We start from the raw sequence: 13317 nt of genomic DNA, 5'->3' as shown, positions 1-13317 counted from the left end.
CTAAGCGGTGGTTTTTACTTTCTCCGCCATTTCTTTAAGGTCATTGTCGCCTACTTCTTTTTTGGCATCGGCAACATTCAGAAATTGCTGGTATAATTCGTCTACCTGGTTCCGGTCGAACTCGTATCCAAGGTTTTTAAACCGGTAAGCCAGTGCGCTGCGGCCGCTGCGTGCGGTGAGCACAATTCGGGAGGTATCGGCACCTACTTCATGCGGAGCAATAATTTCGTAGGTGGTGGCCTCCTTTAAAAAGCCATCCTGGTGAATACCTGATGAATGAGAGAATGCATTGTCACCGACGACGGCTTTGTTGGGCTGGACGACCATCCGCATGGTTTCTGCCACCAAATGACTCATGGGCAGTAACTGGGTAGTATCCACACCGGTATAAAGATCAAGCTCAGGATGTTTCTTGATCGCCATTACCACTTCCTCCAGGGAAGTATTACCTGCACGTTCCCCGATACCGTTGATGGTACACTCGATCTGGCGGGCGCCGGCAATGGCTCCTGCAATGGAATTAGCGGTGGCCAGTCCCAGGTCATTGTGACAATGGCAGGAGAAAATGGCTTTGTCGGCATTGGCTACATGATTCAACAGGTAGCTGAACTTTTCTGCATACTGATGCGGCAGGCAGGAGCCAGTGGTATCGGGAATGTTCACTACCGTGGCACCGGCGCCAATTACGGCTTCCACCAGCTGGGCCAGGAACTGCAGATCGGCACGGCCGGCATCTTCTGCAAAGAACTCCACATCCGGAACCAGGTTCCGGGCCAGTTTTACCGCGGCAACCGCACGTTCGATGATGTTTTCACGCGTTGTGTTGAATTTATATTTGATATGGTTATCAGAAGATCCGATACCGGTATGGATCCGCGGACGTACCGCAGGCTTCAGCGCTGCCGCTGCCACTTCGATATCCTTCTGTACCGCGCGGGTAAGTCCGCACACGGTAGCATTTTTAATCACTTTCGAGATCTCTTCCACCGAAGCGAAGTCACCCGGGCTTGAAATCGGGAAACCGGCTTCAATGATATCTACCCCAAGAGCCTCCAGTTTCAGCGCCAGTTTGATTTTTTCTTCGGTATTCAGTTTACAACCAGGAACCTGTTCCCCATCTCTTAATGTAGTGTCAAAAATAAAAACCTTGTTATCCGCCATAATTCGTTTATTTAATTTAGAATTGTTATTTTCAATACCCAATCCGCAACATCGGGAAGAGGTTTCTTGTAATATTCTTAAAAATAACTTCATATTATAAAACCCTGAAACCAATTTGTAGAACTACTTACATTGAATAAAGGGAATTGATGAATTATAATTAGTTGATAATCATTATTAAAAGAAGGAGTAAATTACGATGCCCAGTAGGTCCACAGACGCATTATTTCAACTGATAAAATCGCTGGAAAAATCAGAAAAACGGAATCTGAAGCTTTTTGCAGGGCGCAATTCGGGCGCAGAGTCCCTGAAAAGCATGCAGCTTTTCAACGCCCTGGATAAACTGACCGAATATGATGAAAAGCAGCTGCTGAAACGGGTGCCTACGGTAAGCAAGCAGCAGCTCTCCAATACCAAGGCCCTTTTATACAAGCAGATACTGGGCAGTTTGCGGATCATACGGGATGATAAGAATGCGGATATGCAGCTGCGGGAAATGATGGACAGCGCACGGATTCTTTTTAATAAGGGCCTGTACCTCCAAACCCTGAAAGTGCTGGATAAGACCAAGGAGTTTGCCCGTACCTGGCACCAGCTTACTTACCTGCAGCAGGCGTTGTTTTTTGAAAAGAAGATCGAAGGACTTTATATAACCCGCAGCATCCAAAACCGGGCCGATGAACTGGCGGAAGAGGCCGATGTCATCGTGGAAAAGATCGCCCATATCAACAGCCTGTCGAACCTGGCCCTGCAATTATACAGCTGGTATATACAGAACGGACATGCACGCAATGAAAATGATGTAAAAACGGTAAAGCTTTTTTTTGAAAAGAGCCTGCCTAAAAATGCAGCGCAGCTGGACGGGTTTTATGAGAAGCAATACTATTATCAGAGTTATGCCTGGTACGCCTTTATAAAGCTGGATTTCCTGATGTTTTACCGGTATTGTCAGAAATGGGTAGATGCGTTTGAGGCCGAGCCGCATATGATTACCATGGAAACCACCATGTACATCAAAGGCGTGCACAACCTGATGAGCGCACATTTTGACCTGATGAACCGGGACGGGCTGGCGGCCTGTATCAAGAAATTCAAGCACTTTGTGCAAACACCGCTGGTGCAGGATAACAACAATAACCGGATCAACGGGTATGTGTACCTGTATACGGCGGTGATCAACCTGCATTTCCTGGAAGGCACGTTTCACCGGGGATTGAAGATGGTGCCCTACCTGGAGGAAATGCTGGTGGAGCATGGGCGATACCTGGACCGGCACCGGGTGATGGTGTTTTATTATAAGATTGCCTGTTTGTATTTTGGAAGTGGCAATAATAAAAAAGCCATCGATTATTTAAACCGGATCATTCATCAGAAAGATGACCTGCGAACCGATCTGCAATGCTATTCGCGGCTGCTGCACCTGATCGCGCATTATGAGCTGGGAAATTTCGACCTGTTGGAATACCTCATTAAATCGGTTTACCGGTATATGGCCAAGATGGAGAACCTGAGCAGGGTGGAAGAGGAGATGTTCCACTTCCTGAGAAATGCATTCAAGTTTAATACAAAAACCATCCGCCCTGAATTTGAAAAACTGCTGATGAAGCTAAAGAAATACCAGAGCAACCGCCTGGAAGCAAGAGCCTTTGCATACCTCGATGTGATCAGCTGGCTGGAAAGTAAATTGTCTGGAGTGAACGTACAGGAGCTGATCCGGAAAAAATATTTGCGGGAATCCCGGAAATAAAAGAAATAACCGCTTCCAGCCTTTATGTCCGTTCTAATGCTACAGGGTCTTTCCTCTTTGTAGTAAAATTAAAACCACAAAGAACAGAGATGCGCAAGACAAAGGAATGCATCAGGATTTTATAGGTCTTTGCGGTTAATTATTAAACCACAAGGCGCGCGATGCATCCGCAAGGTGCCTTTGAGAATAGGATGGATGATTGCCACAAACCAACCTTGCGAACAACCTTGCGCCCGTTGTGGTAAAAATTAACACCACAAGGAGTGCGAGGGTTTCGCAAGACTCGAAGAATATACCAGGACTAATGGTTGTTATGGCGTTCATTGCGGTTAAATCTCCAGCGGTGCAAAAAAAAATCGCTCCCGGAGGGGAGCGATGGAATATCTTTTGCCTGTTGGAACTACCTGTAGAGATTCCGCAGCGGCTCGTTCGGGTTAAAGGTAAACCGGTTCAGGATTACTTTCTTTTTGTAAGGAACAATATAGGTATTGGTTCCTTTCTGGTAAGAAATAGACGTGTTCAGGTTGATATAATTATTATCGTTTGTAGTCGTCGTGTTTGTCAGCACCCGGTCCCCGCGATACTGATACTCAGATCTCAGGGAAAAAGAAGAAAGTTCCTTTTCAAATTTATTTTCCGCCACATAACCGTTTTTCGGTTTGTCTTTGCCATGATCCACATCTGTAACGGTATTTTCAGTCGCAAACGAAACACCCCCTACAGCCAGAACAAGCAGCACAGTAAGTAAGAAGGTTTTCAACATTTTAGTTCTTTTTAAAGATTTAAACTGATACAAAGGTATAATATAATTGTAAGAATTGAAAATTTTAATTTTTTTTTAACCTCCATTCCTGTTGTATGAACAATAAATAACCCTTTTGCCCGGAATTTAGAAAATTTCAATCTGGTTTTTTTGGTTTTTTGAGTTTTTAGGGATTGATTTTCAGATTTTTAAATTGGATGCAACAAAAAGCCGGGCTGGCACCTCTTATAATAAAGTTTTACACACCGGAGGAAAACTTATTACCGGTAACAATAGCAATATTTTGCTATATTGAAACAAATTAGTGGATTTTGTGGTTTTGATAATAGAAATAAATGGGCAGATATGAGAGAGTTTTCACATCAAAGCGAGGAGCGTAAGGAGGACATAGAGGAATTGTTACAACGCTATGAAAATCTGAAGAATGGTCAATCCGCATCCTACCTTGAAGAAGAAGAATTTGAACGGATCATTAATTATTTTGAATCGAAGGAGGCCTTTAAAAAGGCCCTGCAGGCTACGGAAACCGGCATTGCGCAGTTTCCATATTCTGCTGGTTTACTGATAAAAAAGGCAGATCTCGTTTTAAATAACCGGGCTTATGACACGGCCCTCGAATTGCTGGATAAGGCTTCGATTTTTGACGGTAATAATATTGATATCTATATCCTGAAAACAGAGGCTCTGCTGGCGCTGGACCGGCAGGAAGCGGCGGTAGTGCTGCTGGAAGAGGCCTTAAACCTGTTTGAGGGCGATGAAAAGATCGAGTTGCTTTTTGAACTGGCCGATGTATACGATGACTACGAAAGTTTCGATAAGGTGTTTGATTGCCTGAAATGGATCCTGGAGCTGGAACCGGCAAATGAAGAGGCGCTTTACAAGATCTGTTTCTGGACGGATTATACCGGCAGAAATGCTGAAAGTATTGAGCTGCATCAGAAGATCATTGATGAATTTCCTTATTCGGAACTGGCCTGGTTTAACCTGGGCGCCGCTTACCAGGGTATTAAACTTTACGAAAAGGCGATCGATGCATATAAGTATGCCATCGTCATCGACGAAAAATTTGATTATGCCTACCGCAATATCGGGGATGCCTATATCCGGTTGCGGAAATATAAAGATGCCATTGAATACCTGGAGCGGGTACTGGAACTGGCCAAGCCGGAGGACGTGATCTATGAAGCCATCGGCTATTGTTACGAGAAGCTGAAAAATTATGCACAGGCCCGGTTCTATTTCCGGAAGGCTTCGCATCTGAATGAGGATAAGGGCGCGTTATTGTATAAGATCGCGTTGACTTATTACAAAGAAGATAAATTTGAATTGTGCATCCGGCAGCTGGAATCCGCATTAAAGATCAAAAACAATCACCCCGAATTCCTGTTGCTGATGGGGCAGAGCAAACTGGCCCTGGGGTTGGATAAAGAAGCGCTGCAGTATTTTTTAAATGTAGTGCGCCTGCGTCCGAAACAAATGACGGGTTGGGAAGCACTGATCATCGGCCTGTATAAAGCAGAGCAGTTTGAGCAGGGATTGGAGCAAATTCAGCAGGCTATCCTGCGCATTGGTACGGATAAACCGCTGTTTCATTATTATAAAGCCCTGTTTTATTTTGGCCTGGGCCAGTCCAAGCAAGCGCTGATCCAATTGGAAGAAGGTTTGCGGCAGGCACCCCGGCAGTTAAAGAAAATACTGGAGATTGAGCCCGATCTTTTACAACGGCCTGCGGTTGCAGCGCTGATTGCACAGGTAAAACGGAAACCCTGACTTTTGCCGCAGGTTTAAAGTCGGTTTATCTAACAGATTCGAAGTGGATTCCGGGCTTAAGGCCTCATTCCCATAATCACTGCATTTGTACGGATTGAAGGTCCGGGCTTGAGAATATGAGGATACTGGAACTGCATTCTGCGGAGAAGGCCAATCTTTCTCCATAGATCAACATATAAACAAACGCTGCTATTGACTATGAAAAACACACAAGAAAACATCGGACCGTCCATGGGCCGGTATATTGACCCGCTGACTGACTTTGGCTTTAAAAAGATTTTTGGCTCGGAACCGAATAAAGACCTATTGATCGCATTTCTTAATGAACTGTTTAAAGGGCGTAAAGTGATACGCGACCTGGTGTATAACCCGCAGGAAAAAGACGGACCGGTAAAGGAATACCGGAAAGCGATTTTTGATCTTACCTGTTCCGGGGCAGATGGTGAAACATTTATTATTGAAGTACAAAGAGCTCATCAACAATTTTTTGCCGACCGGGCCCTTTTCTATACTGCCAGTAAATTGTATGAACAGGCGCCAAAAGGAAGAAAAGAATGGAACTTTTATTTGAAGGAGGTATACCTGATTGCGGTGATGGACTTCTGTCTTGAGGGTACCCCGCCCGGCAATTACCTGTACCGGGTGAGGCTGGCAGAGGAAACAAGCGGTCAAACATTTTATAATAAACTGGGATTCATATTGATAGAACTACCCAATTTCAAGCTTGACGAGCAGGATATTAAAACCGACCTGGAACGCTGGCTGTATGTACTGCGGAATATGGGAAGGTTACAGAAAATTCCGGTAATTTTGCATAAGAAGATCTTCCAGAAATTATTTCAGATCGCTGAAGTGGCCAACCTGAAAAAAGAAGACTATATGTTATACGAAAAAGACCTTTTAGATAAGTGGACGGAGTATGCGGTGCTAAAGACTGCCGAAGATAAGGGCGTGGAAAAAGGAGCAGAACAGAAAGCCCGGGAGTTCGTAAAAAATCTTATTGTCAAATTTGAATTTAGTGACGAGCAGGCTGCAAATGCAGCAGAAGTTTCCGTCGATGTTGTAAAAAAGATCCGCGCTTCTTTAAGAAAGAAAAAATAAATACATACGAAAACAAAATTAAAACGACTGTCGCTATGATTAGCGATGGTTTTTTTTTGAGCACAAGGAGCCTGCATCAGCAGGAGCCATGGATAAAGACTGCAGATGCTTTTCTTTTCTCCCATTGTAAAGCCCGGACTTCCATGTTAAGACCGTGTCTTTCGCATATACCGCCGCTCCCGTCCCTTTACACCGGGTACGCCGATGCTGGATTTTATACCTTCCAGGGATGATTTGATCAGGAAGTTGATGGGCGATTTATCCTTTAACCGCTCAAAGAAAAGCGGGGCGTGTTTACCCCGGTTGTTCTTCCGCAGGATCAGTGTATTAGCCAGCCAGCTGATCAGCCGGTTTTTAAAGCTTTGCTGGGTTGGGTCGTCCCTGTTCACCAGGCGCAGTTTGAGTCTGTGGTAATACATCTGCATGGAACCGGTGGAATAATCTTCATTACCGATGCCGGTCATACTCAGACTATCGAGCTGCCCCCACAATACTTCTGCGCTTACAAGCGGCAGCAGGGCCTGGTTCCATTTTTTCAGATCCAGCGGGCCGGTTTTTAACTGCATACGGAAACGTCCCAGGCTGTCTGTATAGGATTGCTGTACCGAAAGGCGGGTATCCAATGCGCCGATCACATTGGCACGGGCTGTGATGTAAAGACTATCAGAGGGATGAATATCGTAGTTCCGAACAGGGTATAACTGCGCATTCAGGTTATGCACGGGAATAATGCCCAGCCGGTTTGTAACGGGGTTGATCTCCCAATACTCGACGTATGCGCCGGTAGCGCTTACCGTATCGATGTTGATCTTTATCGGGATGTTGAGGATCTGTGCTACAGGCAGGCCTTTATATTTTTTTGCGGTATCCGGTTGGGTTTTGTCTTTGAAGGATAACAGCCGTACAGCGTCTGCATTGAGTTTTCCGATCTTAAGAATGCTTTCATCACCGTAGGCACGCGTGTCAAAGGGGCCTCCGCTGATGGTACCGGTTTGCAGCTTCAGGTAATCTTCATTAAATGCTTTCGCCTTCTTATAATCTTCGATGCTTTGAACAGGTGTCAGACTAAAAGAGTCGGTCTTAAAGAAACCATCTTTGAACTGGAAATTGTACCAGCGGAGATTGTTCTTTGCAGTGGCATAGCTGCCGGTCGCATTCCCTATATAGAGCTGGTCGCTTGCTTTCAGCACTTCCCCAACGTTCCCAAGTGCCCGTGAGTTAAGCGCGATATTGCGGATCTCGCCGGTATCCAGCTTTAGGATGGTATTCTTTTTTCCCAAACTGTCAAATACCAGTTTATCCATAGAATGTACACTCAGCAACGTGCTCCAGTCCAGCTTATCTTCTGCGTTTTTGCTGGCCTTCAGCTGATCCAGTTCAATATTGAGCTTATTGTAGTTGGTTGCAAAGCGGTTGCCGTTGCTATTGTTTAAAAATTCAAAATTGGTGAGATAGGCCTGTAAATTTTTTATAGAAAGCAGCCGGCGATGAGAAGATTCCAGCTCCCGGATGCGCAGGTAGCTGTTCTCCGGTACGCCATCCCACCGGATGGTTTGTACCTCGTTCTTCCTGGTCATAAATTGCAGTTCCAGTTTGGGCCGTTGCAGCAGGGCTTCACCCAGCAGGATTTGCGGCTTTTTTTGCCTTGCCGCCTGGTTACTGTCTTTTTTCCCAAAATGACCGGTAATATCCGGGTCTGTAAGTACAACCTTTTTCAGCTGCAGTTTGCCGTTGATGATCTGGTTAACATAGGGAATGAATATTACCTGCGGGATCTTTATCCGGATGGAATCGGTGCCGGTTGTTTTTTCGAATGCAAGGTTTTGAAGCCGGCTTTCTGCAGCATCATTCAAGATGATCTGGTCAACAGCGATGCGTTGTTCGGGCGCGGTCATCAGGAAATCGGTGCCCGATAAGGCCAGCCCGTTTACCACGATATCAGAGCGCCGGTTCTTACGCAGCTCTTTGATAACAAGCGATTGAAAATAGGAGTGCAGGTTGGTGTTTCCATCCTGGAACTGCAGGGATGTGTTCTTTCCTTCCAGGTCCCGTATCAGGAAATGGTTCAGTGTTTTTTTAGAAAATGCCTTCCCGGGCGTGGATGGTTTGTTTACCCGAACATCCGCCTGTTGCCAACGGATACCAAAAACAGAAAGCCGCTGGTTGGCACTGTCCAGCAGCAGATCGTCGATCCTGGCATTGTTGATATCCGCATGAATTCCGTTCCCGCGCACGGTAACCGTGGTTGCTTTGATGCCGCTGTTTTGATCCAGCCTCGCCTGGTTTAGCGTTACCGACAGTTTGTCTTTTTGAAATAAGGCTTTACTGAAATTGAATACTTTTATGGAATGCCGGATATGCTTTACTTTCCTGGATGCGGTTAGCTCGTCCGGCATCACCGAAAGATTGGCATCGGATAAACTCAGGGTGGCATTTTTCCCCAGGTTCAGCCGGATGTTTCCATTCTGAATACCCAGGGCATCCAGGTTCATCATTGCGCCGATATTGCTGAGCGTTTGAAAAATGCTTTTGTCTTTTTTGGTTTTCTGAGGTATAAGCGTGTATTCGATCTGGGGGTTCAGGAATAACGCGCTGTTGGCGCTGAAAAAATTATCATACAGCAAGGCCTCCCAGGAAAGCCCCCGAAGCTCAAACCGGGGCATTTGTACATTATTAATGACCTTTTTATCCTTGTATTCCCTGAAAGAAAATTTGGTAAGGTTAATGGCGTCATTAACGAATTGCACGCTGTCAAAGGCCAAGGCATACCTTCCGTCCTGCAGCCGGGTTTCGTAGTTATGAAGGGTCATCAGGAATTTGTCTACCTTCACCACCTGTTCATTTCCCTGCCGGATCATGAGGCCCTGTAATTCAAAATTGTTATGGTTGGAGGTAAACGTATTTACTTTTCCCTTCCGGATCGTATTGATGTTAAGGCCGCCGTTTTGTACCACCACATAGTTCAGCATTACATCGCCAAACAATTGCTGCAGCAGGTCGTCGATCTTTTGTATTTTTTTGTTTCGCCGGGATACTTTCTGATCACTGTCGATATCGAGGAAGATATTGGGATTGGCGCTGTAAACCGAATCTGCCTGCACCACTTCCTCATGGTACAGCGTATCGAAGTTGATATTGGTCAGTCTTAATTTATCGAAGTAGATCTTAAAGGCCGTTTTAGAGCTGTCGTCTTTCGTTCCCCGGATGGTGCAGCTGTCAAACTCCACACGCTGATCCTGCAGGGTGAATTTGAAATTCTTAAAGCTCAGCATATACCGGTTGCCCGGGAAAATAATATTCTGATCGTGTGACCGGATATAGATCTCATCGGTGAAGGGGATCTTTTCACCGGAGTTGCTGTTTTTACGGGCAGTGGTACTATCTACCTGCAAACCATCCAGCCGCATATCGATCTTGTTTACTACAAAGGGGGTTTCCTGGGGGCGGGTATTGTCGATCAGTGACAGGCTGCCATCGGTTAAAATAAACCGGTTGATTTTTAGTTCATTGATGGCGTCGTTAATGGAATTGGATACCTTCCCCATTTCCAGCGCTACCGAAAATTTTTCATCGGCGCTATTTTGGGGAGCATCCTTGTTCCGGTCGGCTCTCCGAATCCTTGGATTCAACCGGGTAATGGTTACCGCGGGTGTATAAAGATGGATGGAATCAATCAGGATCTGTTTTCTGAATAAGAGGGGCAGGAAGCCGCGCGCCTTGATCGTAATGCGCTTGGTGTTTACGGTATAAAGTGCACCGGCAGTACTGTCTGTTGAATAAAAAAGAGCGTTCTGAAGCTCGATTTTATTTTTGATCCAGTTGAATTTAAACCGGTCTACTTTAAGCTTTAACCGCCCTTTCGACTGGCGTTCTACGATCTGTTCCAGCGCAGATTCCGCATGATCTATAAACCAGAAGTTGAAGGCTGTAATGAGGGTAGCTACAATACCAAGAACAATGAGCCAGAAGCGGTGCCGCCTTCTCCTGAACCGGAGGCTCAGGCGTGGTAGGTCTTTCAGACGAATCCTGGTCTTCAAAATGTTATTGGTTTATACTTAAAAATAGTGAAAAATACGGAATGTACCTACTAAGTAACAGTATAAATATCAATGTGTTAACAAAGATCCAGGGGATTCGGTATTTGCGGGAACAGGCTACAGAAGGCCTCTGAGGCAGGAATAACCCGGCATTGAAGGTAAGCCATAAAAGCAAGGAGGCACAGCACATTCAGTGATTCTGTGCCTCCTTGGCTGTATTATTTTTTAGCTGATGGCTACTCCGTTGGGGGCTTTTTCATCCGCTGCTACAAACACCAGCTTACCTTCGGCGTCTTCCGCCATCAGGATCATACCATTACTTTCGATACCCCGCATTTTACGGGGAGCCAGGTTGGCTACTACCACCACTTTTTTGCCCGGCAGTGTTTCCGGCGCAAAATGCAGGGCGATCCCGGAAACAATGGTCCGCTTTTCAAATCCCAGATCGATCTCAAGCTTTAACAGTTTATCGGCCTTTTGAACTTTTTCAGCAGTAAGAATAGTACCCGTACGCAGGTCGATTTTAGCAAAATCGTCAAAAGTGATTTCTGACTTGACAGGTGCCTGCACCTGTTCGCCAACAGCTGATGACTGATTACTGACAGCTGATTGCTGATCGCTGATAACTGAAGGCTGACTACTGACAGCTGATAACTGATTACTGACAGCCGCTGCCTCGCTTCCAGCCCTTAATTTTTGCAGTTGCGCTTCTATTTCCGCATCTTCAATTTTTCGGAATAATAATTCGGGCGCTCTTAAGGTATAACCCACGCTGAGAAGGTTGATCTTTCCTGCGTTCTCCCAATCCAGCATACGTTCTACCACCTTCATCATGTGCAACATTTTTTGGGCGGTTTGGGGAAGGAACGGATTGATCAGGATCGCCAGGTTGGCCGTAAGCTGCAGGCAGAGGTGCAAACAGTTATCGATCCGCTGTTGCAGCACGGCCGCTTCCGGATTTTCGGCCGTCATTTGTTTGGCCAGGATCCAGGGCTCTTTTTCCTGCATGTATTTATTGCCTTTGCGGCTTAGGTCGATCACCTCAAACAGCGCATCCCGGAAGCGGAAATTCTCAAGAGCCGTCTGCACTTTCGCTTCCGCCTGCTGAATATCGGAGATCAGTGTTTTGTCGGCTTCATCCAGCAACTCTGTATGTAACTTTGGAACTTTTCCCCCACAAAGCTTATGCATCAGCACAAATGTGCGGTTTACAAAGTTTCCAAAAATTGATACCAGTTCGTTATTAATACGGTCCTGGAAATCTTTCCAGGTAAAATCATTGTCTTTAGTTTCCGGCGCGTTACTGCAAAGCACATAACGCAGGGCGTCTTCGCAGCCGGGAAAATCTTTTACATACTCGTGTACCCAAACGGCCCAGTTGCGACTGGTGGATACTTTCTGTCCTTCAATATTTAAAAACTCATTGGCCGGTACATTATCTGGCAGTACAAAATTGCCATGCGCCTTTAACATAGCAGGGAAGATGATGCAATGGAAAACAATATTATCTTTTCCAATAAAATGCACCAGGCGGGTATCTTCCTGGCACCAGTAGTCGGCCCACTGATCGGTGAGCTCCTTGGTGGCAGAAATATAGCCGATAGGAGCGTCGAACCATACATACAGCACTTTTCCTTCAGCATCCGGCAGGGGAACTTTAATGCCCCAGTTGCTGTCGCGGGTCATGGCCCGGGGTTGTAACCCATTGTCGAGCCAGCTTTTGCATTGTCCGTATACATTGGCTTTCCATTCTTTATGATCCTCCAGGATCCATTCTTTCAGCCATGCTTCATAGTTTTGCAGGGGAAAATACCAGTGTTTGGTCTTTTTCTTTACAGGGATGGCATCACTTAACGTGCTACGTGGGTTGATCAATTGCTCGGGCGACAGGCTGCTGCCGCATTTTTCGCACTGGTCGCCAAAGGCACCGGGATTTCCGCACACCGGGCAGGTACCGGTAATATACCGGTCTGCTAAAAAAGTATGGGTCTTTTCGTCGTAGTATTGTTCCGTTTCCCGTTCTTCAAACAATCCTTTATCATAAAGTACCTTAAAAAAGTCGGCTGCGGTCTGGTGGTGCACCGGGTTGGAGGTGCGGGAATAAATATCGAATGAAATCCCCATCTGCTCAAAGCTTTCTTTGATCTGTGCATGGTATTTATCTACAATATCCTGCGGACTTAACCCTTCCTTCATGGCCCGGATGGTGATAGGCACCCCATGTTCGTCGCTGCCCCCGATCAATTTTACATCTTTTTTCTGTGCTCTTAAATAACGCGCATAAATATCAGCTGGTATATAGCATCCCGCCAGGTGACCGATATGCACGGGTCCGTTGGCATAAGGCAGGGCTGCCGTAATTAAGGTTCTCTTATATTCTTTCATGGATTGTTCTTGCATTAGTCTGCAAAAGTACGACGAATTCAGTGATTTGCATTCGTTTCGGGGATACAGGCAGGGATGAATATGTAAATGGAGCTGGGGCAGATGCGGTGATTTTTGATGAGATTGTTGTGACAAAACAGGGTGCTGAAAATGCCCGCTGCATCAGCCGATGGTCATTGTGTTTGAGGAATCAGGGTGTTGGGATTTATTCCGTATCCTTTCTTCATATGCGCTTCTTCTTTTGATAGATCAATGTTTGAGAACGATCGGTTGTATGTGCAAAAAAGCCGGTTGACTGCGATATCCTGGTGAAAAAACGTTTGGGTACGGAGAATAAAGAATAGGGGAGTACA

General features: G+C 45.8%; 7 protein-coding genes. 3 read left to right on the top strand and 4 right to left on the bottom strand.

What is annotated here, in order from left to right; all coding sequences use genetic code 11:
• Complete coding sequence (locus Q1V85_RS06755; RefSeq protein WP_300598536.1) at positions 1 to 1161, bottom strand: 2-isopropylmalate synthase; 1161 nt, start codon at positions 1159 to 1161, stop codon at positions 1 to 3.
• 199 nt (positions 1162 to 1360) lie between these two features.
• Here Q1V85_RS06755 and Q1V85_RS06750 point away from each other — a divergent pair, with 199 nt between their 5' ends.
• Positions 1361 to 2908, top strand: coding sequence for a hypothetical protein (locus Q1V85_RS06750; RefSeq protein WP_300598535.1), 1548 nt, complete (start codon positions 1361 to 1363; stop codon positions 2906 to 2908).
• Positions 2909 to 3308: 400 nt separating this feature from the next.
• Here Q1V85_RS06750 and Q1V85_RS06745 read toward each other — a convergent pair whose 3' ends face one another.
• Entirely contained in the window at positions 3309 to 3671 is a 363-nt protein-coding gene (locus Q1V85_RS06745) for a hypothetical protein (RefSeq protein WP_300598534.1), read from the bottom strand.
• A 345-nt stretch (positions 3672 to 4016) separates the two neighbouring features.
• On the opposite strand from Q1V85_RS06745, the gene Q1V85_RS06740 reads away from it, so the two are divergent.
• Both Q1V85_RS06740 and Q1V85_RS06735 read left to right on the top strand, forming a co-directional pair.
• Positions 4017 to 5441 (top strand): tetratricopeptide repeat protein, encoded by a 1425-nt coding sequence (locus Q1V85_RS06740; protein ID WP_300598532.1) that lies wholly within the window; start codon positions 4017 to 4019, stop codon positions 5439 to 5441.
• A 198-nt stretch (positions 5442 to 5639) separates the two neighbouring features.
• Positions 5640 to 6542, top strand: a complete 903-nt coding sequence (locus Q1V85_RS06735; protein WP_300598531.1) for an Rpn family recombination-promoting nuclease/putative transposase — start codon at positions 5640 to 5642, stop codon at positions 6540 to 6542.
• A gap of 146 nt (positions 6543 to 6688) precedes the next feature.
• On the opposite strand, the gene Q1V85_RS06730 is transcribed toward Q1V85_RS06735, so the two are convergent.
• Together Q1V85_RS06730 and metG are read right to left on the bottom strand one after the other, a co-directional pair.
• Positions 6689 to 10579, bottom strand: coding sequence for a hypothetical protein (locus Q1V85_RS06730; RefSeq protein WP_300598530.1), 3891 nt, complete (start codon positions 10577 to 10579; stop codon positions 6689 to 6691).
• Between the two features lie 225 nt (positions 10580 to 10804).
• The gene (gene metG / locus Q1V85_RS06725) at positions 10805 to 12964 is read right to left on the bottom strand and encodes a methionine--tRNA ligase (RefSeq protein WP_300598529.1); all 2160 of its coding nucleotides are present in this window, start codon (positions 12962 to 12964) and stop codon (positions 10805 to 10807) included.
• Positions 12965 to 13317: the final 353 nt, after the last annotated feature.

The sequence above is a fragment of the Niabella sp. genome (assembly GCF_030150205.1).
GTDB lineage: Bacteria > Bacteroidota > Bacteroidia > Chitinophagales > Chitinophagaceae > Niabella.
The sequence above is the reverse complement of the archived record's forward strand: the minus strand, read 5'-3'. Positions and strand labels throughout refer to the sequence as shown.

Excerpts from the sequence above, each read along its gene's own strand:
- Q1V85_RS06755 (WP_300598536.1), bottom strand. The coding sequence starts at position 1,161 with ATGGCGGATAACAAGGTTTTTATTTTTGACACTACATTAAGAGATGGG.
- Q1V85_RS06750 (WP_300598535.1), top strand. The coding sequence starts at position 1,361 with ATGCCCAGTAGGTCCACAGACGCATTATTTCAACTGATAAAATCGCTG.
- Q1V85_RS06745 (WP_300598534.1), bottom strand. The coding sequence starts at position 3,671 with ATGTTGAAAACCTTCTTACTTACTGTGCTGCTTGTTCTGGCTGTAGGG.
- Q1V85_RS06740 (WP_300598532.1), top strand. The coding sequence starts at position 4,017 with ATGAGAGAGTTTTCACATCAAAGCGAGGAGCGTAAGGAGGACATAGAG.
- Q1V85_RS06735 (WP_300598531.1), top strand. The coding sequence starts at position 5,640 with ATGAAAAACACACAAGAAAACATCGGACCGTCCATGGGCCGGTATATT.
- metG (WP_300598529.1), bottom strand. The coding sequence starts at position 12,964 with ATGAAAGAATATAAGAGAACCTTAATTACGGCAGCCCTGCCTTATGCC.